This is a genomic window from Caulobacter sp. GW821-FHT12A07 (assembly GCF_058807655.1).
In genome coordinates this window covers 251266-274012 of sequence record NZ_JBXAQX010000006.1, presented here as the reverse complement: position 1 = coordinate 274012, position 22747 = coordinate 251266, and the positions used below count along the sequence as shown (strand labels likewise).

27 protein-coding genes are annotated in these 22747 nt (G+C 69.1%); 7 read left to right on the top strand and 20 right to left on the bottom strand.

Annotated features, from left to right (window positions below; genetic code table 11):
- Positions 1-93: 93 nt before the first annotated feature.
- The 10 genes from AC1RRS_RS15060 to AC1RRS_RS15015 all read right to left on the bottom strand — a co-directional run bounded on the left by AC1RRS_RS15060 (position 94) and on the right by AC1RRS_RS15015 (position 10097).
- Positions 94-1512: an NAD(P)(+) transhydrogenase (Re/Si-specific) subunit beta gene (locus tag AC1RRS_RS15060; RefSeq protein ID WP_492855846.1), complete on the bottom strand. Its 1419-nt coding sequence runs from the start codon at positions 1510-1512 to the stop codon at positions 94-96.
- A 31-nt stretch (positions 1513-1543) separates the two neighbouring features.
- Positions 1544-1867, bottom strand: coding sequence for a proton-translocating transhydrogenase family protein (locus AC1RRS_RS15055; RefSeq protein WP_492855845.1), 324 nt, complete (start codon positions 1865-1867; stop codon positions 1544-1546).
- A gap of 23 nt (positions 1868-1890) precedes the next feature.
- A complete protein-coding gene (locus tag AC1RRS_RS15050; protein ID WP_492855844.1) occupies positions 1891-3033 on the bottom strand; it encodes a Re/Si-specific NAD(P)(+) transhydrogenase subunit alpha in 1143 nt (380 codons plus the stop codon).
- Between the two features lie 210 nt (positions 3034-3243).
- Positions 3244-3483, bottom strand: coding sequence for an aa3-type cytochrome c oxidase subunit IV (locus tag AC1RRS_RS15045; RefSeq protein WP_487292030.1), 240 nt, complete (start codon positions 3481-3483; stop codon positions 3244-3246).
- A gap of 113 nt (positions 3484-3596) precedes the next feature.
- Entirely contained in the window at positions 3597-4517 is a 921-nt protein-coding gene (locus tag AC1RRS_RS15040; protein ID WP_492855843.1) for an alpha/beta fold hydrolase, read from the bottom strand.
- A 3-nt stretch (positions 4518-4520) separates the two neighbouring features.
- Positions 4521-4994: a PaaI family thioesterase gene (locus tag AC1RRS_RS15035; RefSeq protein WP_492855842.1), complete on the bottom strand. Its 474-nt coding sequence runs from the start codon at positions 4992-4994 to the stop codon at positions 4521-4523.
- Between the two features lie 256 nt (positions 4995-5250).
- Positions 5251-6102: a pirin family protein gene (locus AC1RRS_RS15030; RefSeq protein WP_492855841.1), complete on the bottom strand. Its 852-nt coding sequence runs from the start codon at positions 6100-6102 to the stop codon at positions 5251-5253.
- Positions 6103-6251: 149 nt separating this feature from the next.
- A complete protein-coding gene (locus AC1RRS_RS15025) occupies positions 6252-7607 on the bottom strand; it encodes an ABC1 kinase family protein (RefSeq protein WP_492855840.1) in 1356 nt (451 codons plus the stop codon).
- 115 nt (positions 7608-7722) lie between these two features.
- Positions 7723-9513: a M3 family oligoendopeptidase gene (locus AC1RRS_RS15020; protein WP_492855839.1), complete on the bottom strand. Its 1791-nt coding sequence runs from the start codon at positions 9511-9513 to the stop codon at positions 7723-7725.
- A 218-nt stretch (positions 9514-9731) separates the two neighbouring features.
- Positions 9732-10097 carry an MmcQ/YjbR family DNA-binding protein gene (locus tag AC1RRS_RS15015; protein WP_492855838.1) on the bottom strand — a complete coding sequence of 122 codons (366 nt, stop codon included), beginning with the start codon at positions 10095-10097 and terminating at the stop codon, positions 9732-9734.
- A gap of 203 nt (positions 10098-10300) precedes the next feature.
- On the opposite strand from AC1RRS_RS15015, the gene AC1RRS_RS15010 reads away from it, so the two are divergent.
- A complete protein-coding gene (locus AC1RRS_RS15010) occupies positions 10301-11761 on the top strand; it encodes a sigma-54-dependent transcriptional regulator (protein ID WP_492855837.1) in 1461 nt (486 codons plus the stop codon).
- Here AC1RRS_RS15010 and AC1RRS_RS15005 read toward each other — a convergent pair.
- From AC1RRS_RS15005 to AC1RRS_RS14975, 7 genes are all read right to left on the bottom strand, one after another.
- The gene (locus tag AC1RRS_RS15005) at positions 11758-12261 is read right to left on the bottom strand and encodes a hypothetical protein (protein WP_492855836.1); all 504 of its coding nucleotides are present in this window, start codon (positions 12259-12261) and stop codon (positions 11758-11760) included. The two genes, AC1RRS_RS15010 and AC1RRS_RS15005, sit on opposite strands and share 4 nt — an antisense overlap.
- Before the next feature lie 71 nt (positions 12262-12332).
- Positions 12333-12674: a hypothetical protein gene (locus AC1RRS_RS15000; protein ID WP_492855835.1), complete on the bottom strand. Its 342-nt coding sequence runs from the start codon at positions 12672-12674 to the stop codon at positions 12333-12335.
- A gap of 50 nt (positions 12675-12724) precedes the next feature.
- A complete protein-coding gene (gapR, locus tag AC1RRS_RS14995) occupies positions 12725-12994 on the bottom strand; it encodes a nucleoid-associated protein GapR (protein ID WP_058348015.1) in 270 nt (89 codons plus the stop codon).
- Positions 12995-13069: 75 nt separating this feature from the next.
- On the bottom strand, positions 13070-13687 hold the full coding sequence (locus tag AC1RRS_RS14990; RefSeq protein ID WP_492855834.1) for an HAD family hydrolase: 618 nt from the start codon (positions 13685-13687) through the stop codon (positions 13070-13072).
- Positions 13687-13812 carry a type B 50S ribosomal protein L36 gene (gene ykgO, locus AC1RRS_RS14985; protein ID WP_110119424.1) on the bottom strand — a complete coding sequence of 42 codons (126 nt, stop codon included), beginning with the start codon at positions 13810-13812 and terminating at the stop codon, positions 13687-13689. The genes AC1RRS_RS14990 and ykgO overlap by 1 nt, the downstream gene beginning before the upstream one ends.
- A 151-nt stretch (positions 13813-13963) precedes the next feature.
- Positions 13964-14368, bottom strand: coding sequence for a DUF805 domain-containing protein (locus AC1RRS_RS14980; protein ID WP_492855833.1), 405 nt, complete (start codon positions 14366-14368; stop codon positions 13964-13966).
- Positions 14369-14392: 24 nt separating this feature from the next.
- Entirely contained in the window at positions 14393-14809 is a 417-nt protein-coding gene (locus AC1RRS_RS14975) for a hypothetical protein (RefSeq protein WP_492855832.1), read from the bottom strand.
- 112 nt (positions 14810-14921) lie between these two features.
- Here AC1RRS_RS14975 and AC1RRS_RS14970 point away from each other — a divergent pair, with 112 nt between their 5' ends.
- The gene (locus tag AC1RRS_RS14970) at positions 14922-16220 is read left to right on the top strand and encodes a lytic murein transglycosylase (RefSeq protein ID WP_492855831.1); all 1299 of its coding nucleotides are present in this window, start codon (positions 14922-14924) and stop codon (positions 16218-16220) included.
- A 169-nt stretch (positions 16221-16389) separates the two neighbouring features.
- Here the strand turns inward: AC1RRS_RS14970 and AC1RRS_RS14965 are convergent, their stop codons facing one another.
- Together AC1RRS_RS14965 and AC1RRS_RS14960 are read right to left on the bottom strand one after the other, a co-directional pair.
- Positions 16390-16845 carry a chemotaxis protein CheW gene (locus tag AC1RRS_RS14965; protein WP_199228406.1) on the bottom strand — a complete coding sequence of 152 codons (456 nt, stop codon included), beginning with the start codon at positions 16843-16845 and terminating at the stop codon, positions 16390-16392.
- A 164-nt stretch (positions 16846-17009) separates the two neighbouring features.
- Positions 17010-17732 (bottom strand): GGDEF domain-containing protein, encoded by a 723-nt coding sequence (locus AC1RRS_RS14960; protein WP_110119418.1) that lies wholly within the window; start codon positions 17730-17732, stop codon positions 17010-17012.
- A 271-nt stretch (positions 17733-18003) separates the two neighbouring features.
- Here AC1RRS_RS14960 and purE point away from each other — a divergent pair, with 271 nt between their 5' ends.
- The 3 genes from purE to AC1RRS_RS14945 all read left to right on the top strand — a co-directional run bounded on the left by purE (position 18004) and on the right by AC1RRS_RS14945 (position 20469).
- Complete coding sequence (gene purE, locus AC1RRS_RS14955; RefSeq protein WP_492855830.1) at positions 18004-18495, top strand: 5-(carboxyamino)imidazole ribonucleotide mutase; 492 nt, start codon at positions 18004-18006, stop codon at positions 18493-18495.
- Between the two features lie 5 nt (positions 18496-18500).
- On the top strand, positions 18501-19595 hold the full coding sequence (locus AC1RRS_RS14950; RefSeq protein WP_492855829.1) for a 5-(carboxyamino)imidazole ribonucleotide synthase: 1095 nt from the start codon (positions 18501-18503) through the stop codon (positions 19593-19595).
- Between the two features lie 175 nt (positions 19596-19770).
- Positions 19771-20469, top strand: coding sequence for an aspartate/glutamate racemase family protein (locus tag AC1RRS_RS14945; RefSeq protein ID WP_492855828.1), 699 nt, complete (start codon positions 19771-19773; stop codon positions 20467-20469).
- 164 nt (positions 20470-20633) lie between these two features.
- Here the strand turns inward: AC1RRS_RS14945 and AC1RRS_RS14940 are convergent, their stop codons facing one another.
- Positions 20634-21293 (bottom strand): COQ9 family protein, encoded by a 660-nt coding sequence (locus AC1RRS_RS14940; protein WP_492855827.1) that lies wholly within the window; start codon positions 21291-21293, stop codon positions 20634-20636.
- A gap of 182 nt (positions 21294-21475) precedes the next feature.
- Here AC1RRS_RS14940 and rpsU point away from each other — a divergent pair, with 182 nt between their 5' ends.
- The gene (gene rpsU, locus AC1RRS_RS14935) at positions 21476-21709 is read left to right on the top strand and encodes a 30S ribosomal protein S21 (RefSeq protein ID WP_487292076.1); all 234 of its coding nucleotides are present in this window, start codon (positions 21476-21478) and stop codon (positions 21707-21709) included.
- Between the two features lie 174 nt (positions 21710-21883).
- Positions 21884-22681 (top strand): DUF72 domain-containing protein, encoded by a 798-nt coding sequence (locus tag AC1RRS_RS14930; protein WP_492855826.1) that lies wholly within the window; start codon positions 21884-21886, stop codon positions 22679-22681.
- Positions 22682-22747 lie beyond the last annotated feature (66 nt).

Sequence of the window (22747 nt, the reverse complement as noted above, 5' to 3'; positions counted from 1 at the left end):
CTGCGGACCACCTCCCCCAGAGGGGGAGGATCAAACGAAAAAGCCCCGGTCCTGCGACCGGGGCTTTCGCGTTTCTGGCGGAGGAAGAAGGCTTCAGAGCCCCTTCACGATGCCTTCGACCATCTTCTTGGCGTCGGCGAACAGCATCATCGTGTTGTCCTTGAAGAACAGCTCGTTCTCGACCCCGGCATAGCCCGACGACATGCCGCGCTTCACGAAGAGGACGGTGCGGGCCTTTTCGACGTCCAGGATCGGCATGCCGAAGATGGCGCTGGTCGGGTCGGTCTTGGCGGCCGGGTTGGTCACGTCGTTGGCGCCGATCACGAAGGCCACGTCGGCCGTCGAGAACTCCGAGTTGATGTCCTCCAGCTCGAAGACCTCGTCGTAGGGGACGTTCGCCTCGGCCAGCAGCACGTTCATGTGGCCCGGCATGCGGCCGGCGACGGGGTGGATGGCGTACTTCACCTCCACGCCCTCTTCCTTCAGCTTGTCGGCCATTTCGCGCAGGGCGTGCTGGGCCTGGGAGACGGCCATGCCGTAGCCCGGGACGATGATCACCTTGCTGGCGTTCTTCATGATGAAGGCCGCGTCGTCGGCCGAGCCCTGCTTGACCGGACGGGTCTCGACCTTGCCGCCGGGGCCGGCGGCCGCGGCGTCGGCCCCGAAGCCGCCCAGGATCACCGAGACGAACGAGCGGTTCATGCCCTTGCACATGATGTAGGACAGGATCGCGCCCGAGCTGCCGACCAGAGCGCCGGTGATGATCAGGGTGGTGTTCTCGAGCGTGAAGCCCAGCGCCGCCGCGGCCCAGCCCGAATAGCTGTTCAGCATTGACACCACGACCGGCATGTCGGCCCCGCCGATCGGGATGATCAGGGTGACGCCGATCAGCAGGCTCAGAGCGAAGATGCCCCAGAAGGCCCACTTGGCCTGGCCGCCGCTGATCACCAGCACCACCACCAGGGCGACGATGGCGGCCGCGATCGCGATGTTCAGCAGGTGGCGGGCCGGCAGCAGGATCGGCGCGCCGCCCATGTTGCCGTTCAGCTTGGCGAAGGCGATGACCGAGCCGGTGAAGGTGATGGCGCCGATGGCCAGGCCCAGCGACAGCTCTATCAGGCTGTTGAGGTGGATCGCCCCGTTCTCGCCGACGATGCCGTAGGCGGCCGGGGTGTAGATGGCGGCCACGGCCACCAGGCAGGCGGCCATGCCGACCAGCGAGTGGAAGGCGGCGACCAGCTGCGGCATCGAGGTCATGGCGACCTTGCGGGCGATGATCGCGCCCACCGCGCCGCCGACGGCGACGCCGCCGAGGATCAGGCCCAGGGTCACGATGTCGAGCGCGCCTTGCGTCCACAGGGTGGCCAGGGTGGTCGCCACGGCGATGGCCATGCCGATCATGCCGTTGCGGTTGCCGGTCTGGCTGGTCACCGGGCTGGACAGCCCGCGCAGCGCCAGGATGAAGAGCACGCCCGAGACGATGTAGAGGATGGCGGCGAGATTGGCGTTCATGATGTCATTTCCCCCAAGTGGCTCTCGCCGCTCACTTCTTTTCTTTCTTCTTGTACATGGCCAGCATTCGCTGGGTGACCAGGAAGCCGCCGAAGATGTTGACCGCCGCAAAGGCCGCGGCGAGCGCGCCGGCGCCCTTGGAGATCCACACCGAACCGGCGGCGGCCTCGCCCGAGGCGCCGTGGGCGGCCGCGGCGAGCAAGGCGCCGACGATGATCACCGACGAGATGGCGTTGGTCACGGCCATCAGCGGGGTGTGCAGGGCGGGCGTCACGCTCCAGACGACGTAGTAGCCGACGAAGATGGCGAGCACGAAGATCGCCAGGCGGAACACGGTGGGGTCGACAGCTTCCATGGGAGCCTCCCTTTCTATGCCGGTTAGGCGGTCTTCAGGTTCGGGTGGACGATCTCGCCGCCGCGGGTGACCACGGCCGCCTTGAGGATCTCGTCCTCGAAGTCGGGGGCGAAGGCGCCTTCCTTGGTCAGGAACAGGGCCGACAGGGCGAACAGGTTGCGCGAATAGAGCGCCGAGGCGTCGGCGGCGATGCGGCCGGGCAGGTTGGCGTGGCCGAGGATCTTGGCGCCGTTGGCGGTGACCACGGTCTCGTCCAGCTTGGCGCCCTCGACATTGCCGCCCTGCTCGATGGCCAGGTCGACCAGGATCGAGCCGGCCTTCATCGACGCCACCTGGGCGGCGCTGACCAGCTTCGGCGCCGGGCGGCCCGGGATCAGGGCGGTAGTGATGACAATGTCCTGCTTGGCGATGTGGCTGGAGACCAGCTCGGCCTGCTTGGCCTGGTACTCGGCCGACATCTCCTTGGCGTAGCCGCCGGCGGTCTGGGCGTTCTTGAACTCCTCGTCCTCGACGGCGAGGAACTTGGCGCCGAGCGACTCGACCTGCTCCTTGGTGGCGGGGCGGACGTCGGTGGCGGTGACCACGGCGCCCAGGCGGCGGGCGGTGGCGATGGCCTGCAGGCCGGCGACGCCGACGCCCATGATGAACACCTTGGCCGCGGCGACGGTGCCGGCGGCGGTCATCATCATCGGCAGGGCCTTGCCGTAGGCCTCGGCCCCTTCGATCACGGCGCGATAGCCGGCGAGGTTGGCTTGCGAGGACAGCATGTCCATCACCTGGGCTCGCGTGATGCGCGGGATGAACTCCATGGCGATGGCGCTGGCGCCCGCTTTTGCAAGCGCGTTCAGCGTGTCCTTGTCCTGGTAGGGATTGAGGGCGGCGGCGACGATCGCGCCGCTCTTCAGGGCCGCGATCTCGGCGGTTTCGGGCGCGCGGACCTTGAACAGGACGTCGGCGTCCTTGATCGCGTCCTTGGCGGTCTTGGCCAGCTTGGCGCCGGCCGCTTCGTAGTCGGCGTCGAGATAGGAGGCGGCCGTTCCGGCTCCGGCCTCGACCACCACCGAGAAGCCGGCGGCGGTCAGTTTCTTGACGGTCTCGGGCGTCGCGGCGACCCGCGTCTCATTGGCGCGGGTCTCTTTCGTGACGGCGATGACGGCCATCGGCATACCTCCCCCGTGAGCGTTGTTCGCTCCCCGAGCCCGCGAGGTCTCGCAGGCACGGGATCCTAAAGTTGGAGCGGCGTTCAGCGTTGATGCCGCTGACACTTTCGCCTAACGCCGCTCCAGCAACTTGAGCCGCTCTTTAGGGGAGGTTCTTGCCTCTTGTCGAGAAATACCCGCGTGTCGGGCGCAAAAAATTGCCGATGTCCACCGGTGTCAGTGAGCCGGGGCGGCTTTCTCGCGAAGGGCCAGGATTCCGACGACGGCCAGCACGACAGCCGTTCCGGCCGCGCCGATGAAGCCCGCGGGGGTGCAGAAGAGCAGGGTAAAGAAGGTCAGGGCGACAGCGATCGCCAGCGAGCCCCACTTGGTCATCTTGCCGAACGCCGCATAGGTCGCGGCCTGTTCGTGGATGTCCATTTCACCGCGGTGGTAGTCGGACGCTTGGTTGCCCATCGAGGAGCCTCTCCCTGAATTTTTTTCCACAGCCGAAGTATATCAAGCCTGCCCGGGGCTCAAGCTGGGGCGGCGCCATGACGCAGAACGACGTTCCAATTTCCCAGGCCAATTTATTCCCAGGCCGCCAGCAGACCGCGCAGTCCGGCCACGAAGGCGAGCGGCTGGTCGAGCATGACGTGGTGGTCGGCGTCGGGCACGGGCAGGCGCAGCACCGCGTCCGGCATCTGGGCGATCATGTAGTCCAGGGTCTCGGCGTGCATCAGGCCCGAGCGCTCACCCCACATCAGCGCCGCCGGGCAGGCGATTTCGGTCAGCAGCTGGCCAAGATCCGGCATCGAGAATCGTTGCCAGATCGCCGGATCGAACTTCCAGGTCCAGCCGCCCTCGACTTCCTTGAGCGAGCGGCGGGCGATGTGGTCGGCGATGTAGAGGTTCTCGCAGGGCTGGGGCGGAGCCAGGCGGAAGCGGGCCAGGGCCTCCTCCAGGGTCGGATAGACCTTGGTGCCGAAGCCCGAGCGCGGCGGCGGGCCCTTCCAGCGCTTTTCCGGCGGCTGGATGCTGGTGTCGACCAGGATCGCCCCGCGCAGGCGCTCTGGGTGGCGGGCGGCGCAATAGAGGGTCGGAAAGCCGCCGAACGAGTGGCCGACGAAGATCGGCTTCACCCCGCCGGCCTCCAGCTGGGCGGCCTCGACCGTGGCGAAGGCCTCGGCCGCGAAGGTCTCGGCGCTGTAGGCCTCGCGCCAGCCGCTGCTCCCCATGCCGGCCCAGGAGATGGCGGCGATCCGCCAGTCCTTGGCGAAGGAGGGCGCGATGAAGCTCCACCAGTCGGCGTGGGCGCCATTGCCGTGCAAAAAGAGCAGGCCCGGCTTGCCAACCTCGCCCCAGGTCAAAAGCTCGATGGGCGTTCCCAGCACGTCGATGGTCGAGCGCTCGGGCTGGTGCGCGATCGCCGCGTCGAACCAGGCGGGGGCGGGCGGCGGCGCGCCGTGGAACGGGGCCAGCAGCGAGGCGGGGGCGTGGTCGTCGGCCATGGCTCAGCCCTCCTCGCGGAAGGCGACCTCGCCAGGGCGGGGCTTGCGGGGGGAGAGCGCCTTGAAGATCCCCGCGCCGGTCATCAGGGTGCGCTCGCCGGTCCAGATGCGGCCGCGCACGGTGAAGACCAGGTCCTCCTCGGCCAGCAGCTCGCCCCGGCCCTCGACGAATTCGCCCAGCTGCGCGCCAGACAGGAAGTCGGTCATCAGCCGCACGGTCACCCACGAATAGGACTTCTGCAGCGAGATGATCCGGCCCCAGGCCATGTCGGCGAAGCTCATCAGCATGCCGCCGTGGCAGTTGCCCAGGCCGTTGGTGTGGTGCTCCTCGACCCGGAAGCCCAGCGTGGCCTCGCCTGGGCCGTCGGCGCGCTCGTACAGCGGCCCGATCTGTCGGCCGAAGCCGCGCGTCCAGTTCAGCTGGGCGTAGCCGGGCGGGATGGCGGCGCTCTGGGCCTCGGTCAGGTCGTCGGACATGGGGGAAGTCTAACGGTCGTTTGAACCGGTGAGCAAGTTTCCTTTGAGGACGGCTCCCCTCTCCCTGTGGGAGAGGTGTCGGCGAAGCCGACGGAGAGGGGAGTAGCTGAAGCCGTCCAGCTATTCGGAAGCTGAAAACGGTCCCCCTCCGGCCCTCCGGGCCACCTCCCCCAGAGGGGGAGGATCTAGCGACGTCGCGCCAGGAAGATGCTCCCCCTCTGGGGGAGCTGTCGCGGAGCGACTGAGGGGGTCTTACCTACGCCCGAACCTCGCCGAACTTGCCGGCCTGGTAATCCTGGATCGCCTGGATGATCTCCTCGCGCGTCGTCATCACGAACGGCCCGTGCGAGACGACCGGTTCGCGGATCGGGTCGGCGTGGCCGAGCAGCAGCACCGCGCCGTCGGCCGAGGCCAGGTCCAGGCCCTCGCCGTCGGTCAGCTCGACGAGGTTCGCGGCGCCCGCCGTCCGATCGCCGACCGTGATCGACCCGCCCACCACATAGAGGAACACCGCCCGTCCGGCCGGGATCGGCAGGGACAGGGCCGCGCCCGCGTCCAGTCGCACGACGCTCATAGCCACGCCGGTCAGCGACTCGATCGGACCCTTAACGCCGTCGATCTCGCCCGAGATCAGCTCGATGGTCGCGCCGTCCTTTTGGATCTTGGGGATGTCCGGCGCCTGCAGGCCGACATAGTGCGGCTTGGTCATCTTCAGGCGGCTGGGCAGGTTGACCCACAGCTGCAGGATCTCCAGCGGTCCGCCGCTGCGCTTGAAGCTCTCCGGCGACAGCTCGGCGTGCACCAGGCCGCTGCCGGCCGTCATCCACTGCACGCCGCCGGCGTCGATGACGCTCTCGTGGCCGCCGCTGTCCAGGTGCGACAGCTGGCCTTCGAGGATGAAGGTCACAGTCTCGAAGCCGCGATGCGGATGCGGCCCGAACGGCAGGCCGCGATTGCCGGGGCGGTAGGTCTGCGGACCGTGGTGGTTGAGGAACAGGAACGGGTCCAGCTGGTCGATGGCCGGGCCGGGCAGGGGGCGACGGGTCGAAAGGTCGCCGATGTCGTCGCGATAGGCCGCGTGCAGGCGGGCGATGGTGCGGGTGGTCATGCGAACTCCTTACTCCTCCCTCGCGAAGCGGGGGAGGTGGCGCGGCGCTATCAGCGCCGTGACGGAGGGGGCGACCGCAAGCTCAGCGCCCAGTCTCGCCCCCTCCACCGCTTCGTGGTCCCCCTCCCCCGTTGCACGGGGAGGAGTGGTTATGCGATCCCAGCCGCCCCGAGCACCTTGCCCTGCCGCTCCGCCAGCCCGTCCTCCGAGAACCCCTCCAGCGAGGCCTCGAACAGGGCGCGCCAGTTGTGGCGGGCGCCTAGGTGCAGGAAGGCCGCGCCCAGGCCGATGGCGGCGCGGTCCATGAACACGAACTCGCGGGGGATGACGACGCCGCCGACCGACTTCAGCGCCTGGCGCACCTTGAAGGCCTCGCGGCGCCCGTACTCGCCGGGCGGCACGTCGTCGGCCACGGTGCGGACGCGGTCGTCGAGCAGCGGGCCGTAGATGAACCGCGCCCAGACGTTCAGCACGTCGACCAGCTCGTCGGTCAGGTTGGCGAAGCCCCAGCTGCGATAGGCCTCCATCTGGCCGGCGCGGTCGTCTTCGGAGAGGGCGCGGTAGAGCCGCACCACCCCGGCCACGAAGCGCGGCGGGAACACCCGGATGCAGCCGAAGTCGAGCAGGTTGAGGTGCGCGGCCCCGTCCTCGCCGCCGCCGAAGGTGTAGTTGCCCAGGTGCGGATCGCCGTGGATGACGCCGATATGGGTCATCGGCCCCCACCAGGCCTCGAACAGCAGGGCGGCGATGCGATCGCGGGTTTCCTGCGGCGCGGTCTTGAAGGCCATCAGCCCCTGGCCGTCGAGCCAGGTCATGCTGAGCAGGCGCCTGGTCGAAAGCTCGGGGGCGGGCAGGGGCGTGCGGATGTCGTCGCGGCCGGCGAAGAAGCCGCCATAGACGGTCATCATTCGGGCCTCGCGCTCGTAGTCGAGCTCCTCGCGCAGGCGGTCGCCGATCTCCTCGATCATCTCGGTCGGGTCGATCGAGCCGTCCATCCGCTTGAGCAGGGCGATCAGGGCGCGCAGCTGGCCAAGGTCGCTTTCGACGGCGCTCTGCATGTCCGGGTATTGCAGCTTCACCGCCAGGGCGCGGCCGTCCGGCGCCGTGGCGCGGTGCACCTGGCCCAGCGATGCGGCCGCGGCGGCCTCGTGCTCGAAGTTCGTGAACCTGCTCGCCCAGTCGGCGCCCAGTTCGGCGGCCATCCGCCGACGGACGAACGGCCAGCCCATGGCCGGGGCGTTGGTCTGCAGCTCGGCCAGCTCCTTGGCGAACTCCGGCGGCAGGAGGTCTGGCACCGTGGCGAACATCTGCGCCGCCTTCATCAGCGGACCCTTCAGCCCGCCCAGCGCCGCCTTCAGCGCCTTGGCGTTGCGGGCGCTGGCGTCGTCGCCGGCGAACAGGCTGTTGGCGCCGTAGCTGACGGCGGCGCCGGAGAGGCCAGCGCCGACCTTGGCGAAGCGGGCCAGGCGGCCGGACAGGCGGTCGCGTTCCGGGTCATTCGTCACGCGGGAAACCCCCTCCGGCCCTCCGGGCCACCTCCCCCAGAGGGGGAGGATCTGGTCGGCGCGGCGTAGATGCTCCCCCTCTGGGGGAGCTGTCGCGGAGCGACTGAGGGGGTCCTCACACCAACGCCTCGAACTCGTCCACCAGCCGTTCCAGCTGCTTGCAGCCCGCCGCCCAGAAGGCCTTGTCGCGCGGGTTCAGGCCGAACGGCTTGAGGGCCTCGACATAGGTCCGGGTGCCGCCGGCGGCCAGCAGGTCTTCGTACAGAGGCGCGAAGGTCGCCGGATCCTCGCGGCGCTTCTCCATCAGGCCGCGCACCAGCAGGTCGCCGAAGGCGTAGGCGTAGACGTAGAACGGCGCGTGCACGAAGTGGCTGACATAGGCCCAGTAGTGCTCGTAGCCCTCGTTCAGCACCACGGCCGGGCCCAGGCTCTCGGCCATCGTCTCCAGCCACAGGCCGCCGATCTGGTCGGGCGACAGCTCGCCCTCCTGGCGGGCGGCGTGGAACCGGCGCTCGAAGCGGTGGAAGGCGATCTGGCGGACCACCGTGTTGAGCCCGTCCTCGATTTTCCCTGCAAGGAGCCCCTTGCGGTCGGCCGGAGTGGCCTCGGCCAGCAGGCGGTCGAACACCAGGCCCTCGCCGAAGATCGAGGCGGTCTCGGCCAGGGTCAGGGGCGTGTCGGCCAACAGGGTGCCCAGCGGCGCGCACAGGGTCTGGTGCACGGCGTGGCCCAGCTCGTGGGCCAGGGTCAGCACGTCGCGCCGCTCGCCCATGTAGTTCATGAAGACGTAGGGGTGGCGGTCGGCGGTCACCGGGTGCGAATAGGCGCCCGACTGCTTGCCGGCCCGCGGACGGGCGTCGATCCACGGCTGGGTGAAGAAGGTCTCGGCGGTGTCGGCGAACTTCGGGGCCAGGGCCTGGAAGCTTTCCAGCACCACGTCCCTGGCTTCGTTCCAGGGATAGGTGCGGGGCTGGGCGGCGTCGAGCGGGGCGTTGCGGTCCCAGTAGTCCAGGCTCTTGCGGCCCATGGCCTTGGCCTTCAGCGCATAATAGCGGTGCGACAGGCGCGGATAGGCCTCGACCACGGCGGCTTCCAGGGCGTCGACCGCGTCGGCGTCGACCTCGTTGGCCAGGTGGCGCGAGTGGGCCGGGTCGTCATAGCGCCGCCAGCGGTCCTCGACCTGCTTTTCGAAGGCCAGGGTGTTCATCACCAGCGCCTGGGTGGAGGCGCGCTCGTGCAGGGCGTGGGCCAGGCCGTCGGCGGCGGCCTTGCGGCGGCGCACGTCGGGATCCGACAGCCGGTTCAGCGCCTCGGGCAGGGTCAGCTGCTCCTTGCCGACCTTGGCGCTGAGTTTGGCGAGGGTCTCGTCATAGAGCCGCACCCAGTTGGCCACGGCCGGGCCGCGATCGACGATGTAGCGCTCCAGCTCGGCCGACAGCTCGTGCGGGCGCGACAGACGCAGGCGGCGCAGCCACGGCGTCCAGCGGCGGGCCGGCTCGTGGGCGTCCAGCGCCGCGTTCAGTTCGGCGTCCTCCAGCTGGTTCAGCTCCAGCGAGAAGAACAGGCTGTCGGCGGCGATCTGCGAGGAGCGGGCGCGAAGATCGGCCTCGAACTTGGCCCAGGCCGGGTCGTCGCGGGCGGTCGAGGCGGCCAGGCCTGCATAGGCGCCCACGCCCCACAGGCCGTTCGTGGCCTCCTCATAGAGCCGGATGCCGCGATCCAGCAGCTTGCCCAGCCGCCCGGGCTCGCCGCGCGCTTCGAGGAACATGCCCTCCAGCGAGGCCAGTTCGTCATTGGCGGCCTTGGCGGCGGCCAGGTCGGTCTCGATCCTCGGATCCTCGCGGCCGGCATAGAGGTCGGCGAGGTTCCACTCGGGAAGGGCGTCGGGCTTGAAGGGCGCGTTCATGGCTGGAAGGGATATGGCGTCTGGCGGGGATGAAGCAATCGGGAAGGGCGGAAATCCCCTCTCCCCCTGCGGGAGAGGGTGGTCTCCGAAGGAGGTCGGGTGAGGGGTTGAAGGACAAGACAGCTGCGGAAACGTGTCAGCCGGCGCGGTGGTTCAGGTCTGAGAGACCCCACATCCGTCGGCTACCGCCGACACCTTCTCCCGCAAGGGGAGAAGGATCAGGAATACCGTTTCACCAACGCCTTCGGCGCCACGAGCGTCCAGGCCATGCGCAGCAGGCCCGCCAGCTCGTCCGCGTCGATCGCCGCCAGCCGCACCAGCACCGCCGGATAGCCAAGATAGTGGGAGTCGTCGAAGAACCGCTCCGGGGCGGCCTCGATCAGCATCTGCTTGGTCTCGATCAGGCAGCGCACGGCGATGACGCCGGGCACCAGCACGCGCCTGGCCTTGGGCGCGGGCCGGGCGAGATAGCCCCAGGCCAGGCCCTTGCCGGCCACCTCGTAGGCGACCTGCTCGCCGTTGGAGGCTTCCACCACCTCCGGCAAGGCGATCGCCAGGGCGCGCAGGGTTTCATCGTCGACCATGGAGAGATGAAGCGCTTTTCTCCCGCCCCGTGCAACGGGCGAGGAGCCGGTTTGGTCAAATAGCGTAAACCGTTGTTAAGGCTCGCTGTTAAGGTCTGCGACACCTCTCCGAAAGCCGGTGTTTACCCCCGTGCTGTACCACTCTGAACCAACAAGAGCCTCGCTCCATGTCGGGCGCGGCCGGTTCTGGTGGATGGCCTTCAATGACCAAGACGGTGCTCGTCGTCGACGACGATCCGACCCAACGTCGACTGATCCAGGCGGTGCTGGAGCGCGAAGGATTCGCCGTCTCCCACGCCGAAAGCGGCGACGCGGCCATGGCCCATCTGGCGGCCGGGGCGCCGGCCGACGTGATCCTGCTCGACCTCGTCATGCCCGGCCTGCCGGGCCAGGAGGCGCTGAAGGAGATGCGCGCGCGCGGCTACGCCCAGCCGGTGATCGTGCTGACCGCCAGCGGCGGCGTCGACACCGTGGTGAAGGCCATGCAGGCCGGCGCCACCGACTTCTTCATCAAGCCGGCCAGCCCTGAGCGGATCACCGTGTCGATCCGCAACGCCCTCTCCATGGGCGACCTCAAGGGCGAGGTCGATCGCCTCAACAAGCGCGTCTCGGGCCGCACCACCTTCGCCGACCTGATCGGTTCGTCGCCGGCCATGACCATGGTCAAGCGTATCGGCGAGCGGGCCGCCAAGAGCTCGATCCCGGTGCTGATCACCGGCGAGAGCGGCGTCGGCAAGGAACTGATCGCCCGCGCCGTGCACGGCTCGTCCGATCGCGCCGGCAAGCCGTTCGTGGCCGTCAACTGCGGCGCCATTCCGGAGAACCTCGTCGAGTCGATCCTGTTCGGCCACGAGAAGGGCTCCTTCACCGGCGCCTCCGACAAGCACTCGGGCAAGTTCAAGGAAGCCGACGGCGGCACCCTGTTCCTCGACGAGGTCGGCGAGCTGCCGCTCGACGTCCAGGTCAAGCTGCTGCGCGCGCTGCAAGAGGGCGAGATCGATCCGATCGGCTCCAAGCGCTCGGTCAAGGTCGACGTCCGCATCGTCTCGGCCACCAACCGCGACCTGTCGGCCGCGGTGAAGCAGGGGCTGTTCCGCGAGGACCTCTATTACCGCCTGAACGTCTTCCCGGTGGAGGCGCCCAGCTTGCGCGAACGCCGCGAGGACATCCCGGCCCTGGTCGAGGCCTTCGTGCGTCGCTTCAATGTCGAGGAAGGCAAGCGCGTGGTCGGGGCCTCGCCCGAGACCCTGCAGATCCTCTGCGCCTTCGACTGGCCCGGCAACGTGCGCCAGCTGGAGAACGCGGTCTATCGCGCCATCGTCCTGGCCGACGCGCCCTACCTCCAGCCCTACGACTTCCCGGCCATCTCGGGCGTCATGGCCCCGCCGCTGGAAGCCTCGCCCACCGAGGCCCTGCCGGAGATGATCCAGGCCGCCGCCGTCTTCGTCGACGGCCCGATCGGCGAGGCGCCGGTGCGCATCCTCGACGGCCACGGTCACCTGCGGACCCTGGAGGAGATCGAGCGCGACCTCATCCAGCACGCCATCGAAGTCTATGCCGGCCACATGAGCGAGGTGGCCCGCCGCCTCGGCATCGGCCGCTCGACCCTCTATCGCAAGGTGCGCGAGCAGGGCATCGACGTGGACGTGAAGGAAGCCTCCTAGGAGGCTTCCCTCGCGGCCTCGCCCGCGCCCCACCGCGCCACGAGCGCGATCGGGATCCCTACCAGCGCCAGGTGGGCGCCGAGGTTGTTGATGAAGCGCGGCCAGGCGAAGGCGGCCGGCGGGGCCACGGCGCTGAGCGGCAGCACCACATAGTTCATCACGACATAGGTCGCCGCCCCGTAGGCCAGGCCCATCAGCAGCGGCCGGCGGACCAGCACCGGCAGCCGGCGCGCGGCGGCGACGTAGAGCCCGGCCATCACCGACATGATGAAATAGTGCAGGACGAGGCCGAGGGCCGCCGTCGCCGTTCCCCCTTGGAACGCCGCCTTGCCCAGCAGGCCGCTGGCGATCGACTGCAGGATCCGCTCGGGCGGCACGCCCTTGGTCACGGCCCAGAAGGTGAAGGCGTCGGTGATGTCGAGCGTGCCGGCGACCAGCGTCGCCACGGCGACGACGAGCACGAGCGGACGCGCGCCGGCGGCGCGGCTGTCGGTGGTCATTGGACGGTTCCTCCCCGTTCCCGGCGGCGAGGCTATTGCGACGAACGGCGTTCGGCAATCTGGGGCGAGGTTCAGTCCTCGGCCTCTTCCGCTGCTTCGGGCTCGGGCTGGCGACCGCGGCGGGCAAAGCCCTTGCCGCGCTGCATCGGCTTGCGCTCGCCCTTGGCCTTGGCGGTGATTTCCTTGAGCTTGATGGTCTGGTTGACCGACAGGGCCTGGCCGGCGCCGCCCTTTTCGGGATCGCCGAACGCCCGGCCGTAGGTCTCGATGCGCTGGGCGACCGAGCCCAGGAACTCGCCCTCCCAGTCGGAGAGCTCGATCCCGCCCTTGTCGGCCATCCGCTTGGCCTTCTTCAGGGCGTTCAGCGCGGCCTTCTTGGCCTGGGTGCGGGGATCGGGCGGCTTGGCGCGCATGAGGCCAGCCTAGCAAAAAGGCCCTCTCCGGGGAGAGGGCCTTTTCAAAATCAAATCTCGCCGATGGCCGAGAGGTAGAGGTCGAGGATGGCGTCCTCTTCCTGGCGCTTGGCGCGGTCGGTCTTGCGCAGGCGGACCACCTTCTTGAGCACCTTGACGTCGAAGCCGTTGCCCTTGGCTTCGAGGTAGACTTCCTTGATCTGCTCCATGATCTCGGCCTTCTCGACTTCGAGGCGCTCGACGCGCTCGATGATCGACTTCAGCTGGCCCTGGGCGGTGGAGTTCAGAACGTCGGCGTGCGGGATGGCGTCGTCGGCCATGGAGATCTCTCGCGAAAAGGGCTGGAAACTGGAGGCGCGGAAACTAGTTCGGGACGCGCCCGAGGGAAAGCCGATTCAGAGCAGGCCGTGGGCTTGAATCGCCGGACGCAGGGCGGCCGGGTCGACGAAGTGGTGGACGTGGAAGCCCATCGCCCGCGCCGCCTCGATATTGGCCGCGCTGTCGTCCACGAAAAGCAGGTCGGCGGGCGACAGGCCGGTGCGCTCCAGCGCGATCTCGTAGATCCGGCGCTCGGGCTTGATGGTGCGTTCCTCGGCCGAGACGACGGCGTCGCGGAAGTGGCGGAAGACCGGGCTCATGGCCTGCACGCCGGGCCAGGATTCGCTCGACATGTTGGTCAGGGCGAACTGCGGCACGCCGGCGGCGGCCAGGTCCTCGATCAGGGACTCGGTCTCGGGGATCGCGCCGGAGAACATCTCGTCCCAGCGGTCCCACCAGGCGGCCAGATGCTCGGCGTGCTCGGGGAACCGAGCGGCGCGCAGGGCGATGTTCTCGCCGAAGGTCAGGCCCCGGTCGGTTTCGCTGTGCCAGTCCAGGGTCCCGACATGCGAAAGGAACCGGTCGAGATCGGCCGGTTCCTTGAAGATCTTCGCGTAGAGCGTGCGCGGGTTCCAGCGCACGATGACATTGCCGACGTCCCAGAGCATGGCCCTGGGAGACGCGGGCAGGGTCATCAGCCCTGCTTGGCCTTGAAGCGCGGGTCGGTCTTGTTGATGATGTAGATGATGCCCTTGCGGCGCACCAACTTGCAGTCGCGGTGGCGACCCTTCAGCGACTTCAGCGAGCTGCGAACCTTCATGACCGTCTCTGTTTTCAGCGGAGAGGTTCGGGCGCGCCAAGAGACTCGCCGGAACATCCGGATGTTTCGGAGGGCGTGCGTATAGGCAAGACCCGGGCGAGAGTCAATCGACCTGGGGCCTTTCCCGCGCGGCGTTTGCGCGCTGTGGCTCTCAGGCCTCCGTCTTGGGTCCCGCCAGGGCCGGCTTGAACGACAGGCCCTTGGGCGGGGGCGGGCCGAAGCGGTTGTCGGCGGCCTTGCCGGGCAGGGCGCCCAGCGCGATCAGCAGGCCCGCCAGCAGCAGCACGGCCACGCCCAGGGCGCTCTGATAGGGCTGGGGCGACAGGACGAAGCCGCCGCCGAAGATCAGGGCCGTCTCGGGGATGAAGAAGCCGCCGGCCCACCAGCCGCTGCGTCCCAGGTCGTGCAGGCGCGGCACGGCGGCGATCAGCAGCACCACCTGGGCGGCCGGCATCGGCCGCTTGAACACCACGCCCGAGATCAGGGCCGCGGCGATGGCCACGCCGACGATGATCCAATAGGTGGCGCGGTTGATCCGGCCCTTCAGCAAATGCACGGCGATGATCTCCTGGATGGGCGGTCAGCGGCGCAGCGGCGCGACGCTCAAGATGCGCTCGGCATAGAGCCGGCTTTCGGTGTCGTGCAAGTAGGCCTTGGGCTTGCGCTGGACGGCGCGGCGTCCCTCGAAGGCCACCACCACCCTCACGCCCGCCCGCAGGTCGCCGCCCAGCGCCTTGATCCGCCGTTCGAGTTCGGCGCAGGCGTCGGGCGCGCACTCCAGCCATTCCGGCTCGGCGGCCCCGGGAGGATTGCAGGGCGCGCCTTTGGCCGGGCAGGCGGTCAGGGTGCTGTTTTCCCAGTTGCTGAAATAGACGCCGGTGATGCGCTGCGAAGGGCCGTAGGCGCGGTCGCGAACCACCAGCCGGTCGCCCGCGAGCGCGGAGCCCGCGGCGAGCAGGGCGGCGCACGAAAGCAGGGTGGGGACGACGATCCTCATGGGGCCAGCCTGGCACGGCGGGAGTCAGCTTGACCATGCCCGAAAGGGAACTCACCGCGTCCTGGCGTCCTTGTGATTGAAGCTTTCGCACGAACCCCGGTAGCCTGCCCGCATGGATAAACGCGTATTCCTCGTTCTGCTGCTGGCCGGCTGCGCCGACACGACCGTCAACGCGCCGCTGGCGCCGTCGACCCCGGTCGCCCCGCCGCCGAAGGTCTCCACGCCCGCCGCCCCGACCCAGCCGAGCGCCGTCACGGCGGTCGAGACCGGCGGCCAGGTCGCCGCCTTCAACGCCTGGCTGGCCGACTTCAAGCCTCGCGCGGTCGCCGCCGGCGTGCCCCAGGCGGTGGTCGATCGCGAGCTGGACGGCCTGACGCCGAACCCGCGCGTCATCTCGCTGGACGGCCGCCAGCCGGAATTCTCCAAGCCGGTCGGCGACTACATCAAGGGCGTGATCAGCGACGATCGCGTGGCCGTGGGCCGCGCCAAGCGCGACGCCCTGCCGTTCCTGCCCACCGTCGAGAGCCGCTACGGCGTGCCGCGCGACATCCTGCTGGCCGTCTGGGCCATGGAGTCAGCCTTCGGCAAGATCCAGGGCGACTTCGACGTCGTCCGCTCGATGGCTAGCCTCGCCGCCGACGGCCGCCGCCGCGCCTGGGCCGAGGGCGAGCTGATCGCGGTGCTGAAGATCATCGCCTCGGGCGAGGATCGCCGCGACCAGCTGAAGGGCTCGTGGGCGGGCGCGATGGGCCAGACCCAGTTCCTGCCGTCCAGCTATCTCTCCACCGCCGTCGACTTCGACGGCGACGGCCGCCGCGACATCTGGGGCAGCGACGCCGACAGCCTGGCCTCGGCGGCCAATCTGCTGGCCAAGGGCGGCTGGAAACCGGGGGTGGGCTGGGCCAAGGAAGTGATCCTGCCGGCCGGCTTCGACTACAGCCTGGCCGAGGGCCCGCGCGAGGTTCCGTCGTGGTGGGAAGCCAAGGGCGTCAAAAGGGCCGACGGCCTGCCCTGGACGGCCGCTGACGCCGCATCGCCCGCCGGGCTGATCCTGCCCGCCGGCGCGGCCGGTCCGGCCTTCCTGGCCCTGCCCAACCACTTCGCGATCCGCAAGTACAACAACTCCACCTCCTACGCCCTGGGCATCGGCCTGCTGGCCGACCGCTTCGGCGGCGGCGGGCCGCTGGTCGCGCCCTGGCCGGTGGAGCAGCCGCTGTCGCTGGCCGACCGCATGGCTGCCCAGATCGCCCTGGCGCGCCTGGGCTTTGATCCCGGTCCCGCCGACGGCGTGATCGGCGCGGGCACCCGCAAGGCCCTGCGCGCCTGGCAGCAGAGCCGCCAGCTGCCCGCCGACGGCTACCTGTCGTCGGACATGGTGGTGAAGCTCAAGGCCCAGGCGGCCATCTCCTGATCCCTCTCCCCTTGCGGGAGAGGGTGGCCCTGCGGAGCAGGGTCGGGTGAGGGGGTGCACGAACAGAAACGCCGCGAAAGCCGATCAGCTTTCGCGGCGTTTTTGATTTCTGAGAGACCCCTCATCCGTCGCCTACGGCGACACCTTCTCCCGCAAGGGGAGAAGGAGATCAGGCCGCCTGGCTGACCTGCGGCGGGAACACGTCGTCCATGCGCAGATAGGTGATCAGGCGGGTGTCGACCGACAGGATGGCCTGCACGAAGCGGAGTTCGTCGGCGCCCATGTCCGGGGCCGGCTGCAGGTGGTCGCGGGTGATGGTGAAGGTTTCCGACACGGCGTCGACCAGGATGCCGGCCAGGCGGTCGTGGCACTCGACGACGACGATGACGTGGCGGGTTTCCGGGACGGTGACGCCCAGGCCCAGGCGGTTGCGCAGGTCGATGACCGGCATGATCGCGCCGCGCAGGTTGATGACGCCCTTCAGGAAGCCCGGCGCATGCGGGATCGGGGTCGCCGGGGTCCAGCCGCGGATCTCGCGGACGGTCTTGACGTCGATGCAGAACTCCTGCTCGCCGATGCAGAAGGAGATCAGCTCCAGGGCCGGTTCGGCTTGGTCGGTCATCAGGAAATCCCCGGGAATTGGAAGGCTTGCGCGGACGTCTCCGCTCGCCTGCCACAAGAGCCCGGGCGCCGTTTAACAACGGTTAATGCTGAAGTTTTCCGGTGGTTTTCGGGGCGAGGCGGATTGTCGCGCCCCGGCCGTGTCCATTGGCGCCCAAGGAACGGGCGTCAGCTCGCCGCGCGCAGGCGCTTCTTGAGGAACATGGCCGCGTCGGCTTCGGCCAGGGCCGTCTCCGGCTCGGCGTTGGTCTCGATCTCGCGCACGCCGAACGAGACGTGCAGCGGGGCGCTCCATTCGCCGAACTGGACGGGCGTGTTGCGGATCGCGCCGGCCAGGCTCTCGCCCTTCATCTCGGCGGTGGCCTTGTCGGCCTGGACCAGCAGCACGGCGAACTCGTCGCCGCCCATGCGGCCGACGATGTCGCTTTCGCGGACATTGGCCAGCAGGCGCTCGGCCACGGCCTTCAGCGCCGAGTCGCCGGCGGCGTGGCCGAAGCGGTCGTTGACGGCCTTGAAGTTGTCGAGGTCGAAGAACACCAGGCTGGCCGGCGAGCCGTAGCGCTGGGCGAAGGACGAGACGCGGCGCACCTCGCGCAGGAAGGCGCGGCGGTTCAGCACCGGAGCCAGCACGTCCATGTCGGCCAGGGTCTCGGCCTCGGTCAGGCGATACTTCAGGCGCGAGACTTCCGAGCGAAGATCGTCGATCTCGGTCATCAGGGTCTGCAGGGCGGCCTGCACCTGGGGCGTCAGGTCGGCGGGCTCCAGACCGAGAAAGCCGGCCTTGTCGACGGCCACGCTGCCGCGCGGCGCCGAGGACACGCCGGCGGCGTCGGCGAGCGCCCGGCGGCGGATCGCGGAGAAGGTTTCGGTGCGGGCGCCTGAGATCTTCATCGGAGGTGCAGCGAATCACTTTCGGTCAAGCTGAATGGAAATCTGCGTTTTCTCGTTAACCATGACAATGGCGGGCCGGGGCCGGCGCCAATACGCCGCAGGCGAGGGGCGGGGCGATCGGGCGCGCCCCGGGCGCGTCAAACTCCGCGCAACCTGCGGAAGCGACATGAAAAACGTCCGAGAACGGGCTTTGGCCTGGGGATGCGACCCGCTATAAGGCGCGCGATTCAAGGGGCCGCCCTGGCGCCTTCGTCGTTCTAGGAAGACGCCGATGACCACGTCCGCGCCGCCTGTCGCCATCGTCATGGGCAGCCGCTCCGACTGGCCGACGATGAAGAAGGCGGCCGACGCCCTCGACGAGCTGGGCGTCGGCTACGAGGCCAAGGTCGTTTCGGCCCACCGCACGCCCCAGCGCCTCGTCGAATTCGCCACCGGCGCCAAGGCGGCCGGCTTCCAGGTGATCATCGCCGGGGCCGGCGGCGCGGCGCACCTGCCGGGCATGGTGGCGTCCATGACGCCGCTGCCGGTGCTGGGCGTGCCGGTGCAGTCCAAGGCCCTCAGCGGCCTCGATTCCCTGCTTTCCATCGTGCAGATGCCCGGCGGCATCCCCGTGGCGACCCTGGCCATCGGCGAGGCGGGCGCCAAGAACGCCGGCCTGCTGGCGGCCCAGATCCTGTCGCTGGCCGATCCCGCGCTCGCCGCCCGCCTGGACGCCCAGCGCGCGGCCCAGACCGACAGCGTCGCCGAAAGCGTCGAGGACTAAAGATCATGACCGCCTCTCCGGCTCTTCCCCTGCCCCCCGGCTCCACCCTCGGAATCCTCGGCGGCGGGCAACTGGGCCGGATGCTGGCCCAGGCCGCCTCGCGGCTCGGCTTCGACGTCGTGATCCTCGATCCCGAGGAGAACAGCCCGGCCGGCCGCGTCGCCGCCCGCCAGATCGTCGGCGCCTATGACGACCGCTGGTCGCTCAAGCGCCTGGCCGAGGCCTGCCAGGTCGTGACCTACGAGTTCGAGAACGTGCCGGCCGACACCGTCGCCGAGCTGACGGCCCTGGGCTGCGAGGTCGCGCCGGGCGCCGCTGCCCTGGCCGCCGCGCAGGATCGCGTCGTCGAAAAGACCTTCCTGGCCGAGATCGGCGTGCCGACCGTGGCCTTCGCCGCCGTCGACGACGAGGAAAGCCTGTTGGCCGCCGTGGCCAGGATCGGCGCGCCCAGCCTGCTGAAGACCCGCCGCGAGGGCTATGACGGCAAGGGCCAGGCCTGGATCCAGCGTCCAGGCGACGCCGTCGCCGCCTTCGAGAAGATCGGCCGCCAGCCGGCCATCCTCGAGGCCCCGGCCGATTTCGGCCGCGAGCTGTCGGTGATCGCCGCGCGCGGCCGCAACGGCGAGATCGTCTGCTATCCGCTGTCGGACAATCACCACGAGAGCGGCGTCCTGCGCCGCACGATCGCCCCGGCCAAGGTCACCCCGGCCGAGCGCGACCAGGCCGAATCCATCGCCGCCAAGATCCTCACCGCCCTCGACTATGTGGGCGTGATCGGGGTGGAGCTGTTCGAACTGGCCGGCGGTAAGCTGCTGGTCAACGAGTTCGCCCCGCGGGTGCACAACACCGGCCACTGGACCCAGGACGGCTGCGAGGTCGACCAGTTCGAGCAGCACATCCGCGCCGTCGCCGGCTGGCCGCTGGGCCCGACCGCGCCGCTGGCCCGGGTGGAGATGACCAACCTGCTCGGTCCCGAGGTCGACGCCTGGAAGAAGCTGGCCGCCGAGCCCGAGACCCGCATCCACCTCTATGGCAAGGGCGAGGCTCGGCCGGGCCGCAAGATGGGCCATGTGAACCGCCTGCGGCCTCTGGAGGGCTGACGGGGGCGTCCTTATCCCCTCGGGACGCGCCTTGGCGCGGCCCGCCCTAGGGCATGCTTCGACAGGCTCAGGATGAGGACGAATGCGAAGACGGCTGAACCGAAAACCTCATCCGGAGCTTGTCGAAGGACGAGGTTTTCGCTGCATTGGATCCGCCCAGCCCTAGCGAGATCCCATGACCCAAACCATCGGCCTGATCGGCGGCATGAGCTGGGAAAGCTCGGCGCACTATTATCGACTGATCAACGAGGCGGTGCGGGCGCGGCGCGGGCCGACGGCGTCCGCCCAGTGCCTGCTGTGGTCGTTCGACTTCTCCGAGATCGAGGCCCTGCAGCACGCCGGCCGCTGGAGCGAGCTGGCCGACCGTCTGGTCGAGGCCGGCAAGGCGCTGGAGCGGGGCGGGGCCGACTTTCTGGTCCTCTGCACCAACACCATGCACCGGCTGGCCGGAGAGCTTCAGGCCGCCGTCGACCTGCCGCTGCTGCACATCGCCGACCCGACCGGCGCGGCGATCCAGGCGGCGGGTCTGCGCAAGGTCGGCCTGCTGGGCACGGCCTTCACCATGGAGCACGCCTTCTATCGCGGACGGCTGGAAGAGCGCTTCGGGCTGGAGGTGCTGGTTCCGGAGGCGCAGGACCGCGCCCTGGTCCACCGGGTGATCTACGAGGAACTGGTGGCCGGCGTGGTGCGCGAGGAGTCCCGCCAGGCCTATCGCCAGGTCATCGCCCGGCTGGTCGAAGCCGGCGCCGAGGGGATCATCTTGGGCTGCACCGAGATCATGCTGCTGGTCGGGGAGGGCGACAGTCCCGTCCCTGTGTTCGACACCACCACCCTGCACGCACTGGCGGCCGTGGAGCGGGCGCTGGGCGGCTAGGTCCTTCTCCCCTTGCGGGAGAAGGTGTCGGCGAAGCCGACGGATGAGGGGTCTCTCAAAAGCAAGGCGCCGCGCCCAGGCGTTCCGCTGTCGCGGCGGACAGGGCTATCGACCCCTCACCCGACCCGCTTCGCGGGCCACCCTCTCCCGCAAGGGGAGAGGGATCAGCTTTTGGCGTACCGCATCTTGGCCAGGGCGGTCAGGAATTCCGCCGCCAGGTTCGGCGCCTTCACGCCGGCCTTCCACTTCTCGAAGGCCATGACGCCGTCGATGCGGGCGTCCAGGTGCTTGAGGGCCGAGTCGCGGCCCGAGGCCAGATCGACCGCCAGGGTCGAGACCAGGATCCCCGACAGGATGGCGCGCTTGGAATAGTGGTTCTCGTCGGTGGCCACGTCGCCGGCCCAGCGCCACAGCTGGTCGGCGCTTTCCCACAACAAGGTGAGCGCCAGCGGCAGATTGGTCGGGAAGGCCAGGAAGGCGGCCCAGCGGCGGACGGCCTGGCTGTCGTGGGCGGCCGCGTCGATGCGGGCGATGACGCCCTCGCGAATCTTCTGGCGAATCTTCAGCGCCGCCGGATCGAGCTTGGCCAGCGTCGCCATGGCCTGGGCGTCGTGCCGGCGGGCCAGCAGGGCGGCCAGATCCCGCGGGCCCTGGGGCAGCAGAAGATCGGTCTCGCCGGGCGACAAACCGGCCGCCGCGGCGGCCGCGCGGGTCAGGGCCGCGTTCCAGCCAAGGCGCGGCGACAGGCGCAGGGCCTCGTCCAGCACCTTCTGTTCGGCCTTGTCGGCCCAGTCCTGCGTGGCTTTGGTCGCGGCGTCGCTCATGAATCCGAGTCTACACCGGTGTTTAGCGCTCGTCGCGCATGGACACGCGCCCTCGCCTCTGCTATCTGCCGCCCCTCGTCGCCCGGAAGCACCCCTTCCAGGGCGTAAGGTTTTTATTCGCCCGCCCGGCCCCTCAAGAGGGACTTGGGAAATTGGTCGGGCCGTCGAATGGAGAGTCACCCCTGGTCCAGATTTTCGTCCGCGACAACAACGTCGATCAGGCCCTCAAGGCCCTGAAGAAGAAGATGCAACGCGAAGGCTCGTTCCGCGAGATGAAGCGTCACGTGCATTATGAAAAGCCCTCGGAAAAGCGCGCCCGTCAAAAGGCCGAAGCTGTCCGTCGCGCTCGCAAGCTGGCCCGCAAGCGCGCTCAGCGCGAAGGCCTGCTGCCGATGCCGAAGAAGGCTACGCGTTAAGAGCGCCGTCGAGGCGCGGATCTTCGCGCCTCCGCGTTCCACGCACCCGAAAACAGACGAAACCCGCGCCGGGCGACCGGCGCGGGTTTTGTTTTGCCTGGAGTCCTGTTTGCCCTCTCGACGAGGGCCGGAAGCTCGCCTAGGTTTCGCCTCCAGAACAAGAGGGGAACGTGCATGAGCGGCGACATCCGCATCGGCATCGGCGGCTGGACCTTCGAGCCCTGGCGCGGCCACTTCTATCCCTCCGACCTGAAGCAGAAGGACGAGCTGGCCTACGCCAGCCGCCAGCTGACGGCGATCGAGATCAACGGCACCTACTATTCCAGCTTCAAGCCCGACAGCTGGCGCAAGTGGCGCGACGAGACGCCCGACGACTTCGTGTTCGCCGTGAAGGCCTCGCGCTTCACCACCAACCGAAAGGTGCTGGCCGAAGGCGGCGAGTCGGTCGGCAAGTTCCTCGACCAGGGTCTGACCGAGCTGGGCGACAAGCTGGGGCCGATCCTCTGGCAGTTCATGCCGACCAAGAAGTTCGACGAGGCCGACTTCGGGGCGTTCCTGGCCCTGCTGCCCAAGGAGAAGGACGGCGTGCGTCTGCGCCACGCCGTGGAGGTGCGCAACGACACCTTCATGACCCCGGCCTTCCCGGCGCTTTTGAGGGCGCACGGCGTGGCCGGCGTCTACGCCAAGCACTTCGACTATCCGGAGTTCGCCGACGAGACGGCCGACTTCGTCTATGCCCGCCTGCAGACGGGCTCCGACGAGGTGGCCACGGCCTATCCGGAACCGGAGCTCGACGACTGGGCCTCTCGCCTGAAGACCTGGTCGCGGGGCGAGCGCCCCGGCGACCTGTCGCGCATCGACAAGGACGCGGCGCCCGTCGCCGACAAGCGCGACGTCTTCGCCTTCATCATCCACGAGGGCAAGGTGAACGCGCCGCATGGCGCCAAGGCGCTGATCGAGAAGGTCCGCTGATCCTTCTCCCCTTGCGGGAGAAGGTGTCATCCGAAGGATGACGGATGAGGGGTCTCTCAGACGCAA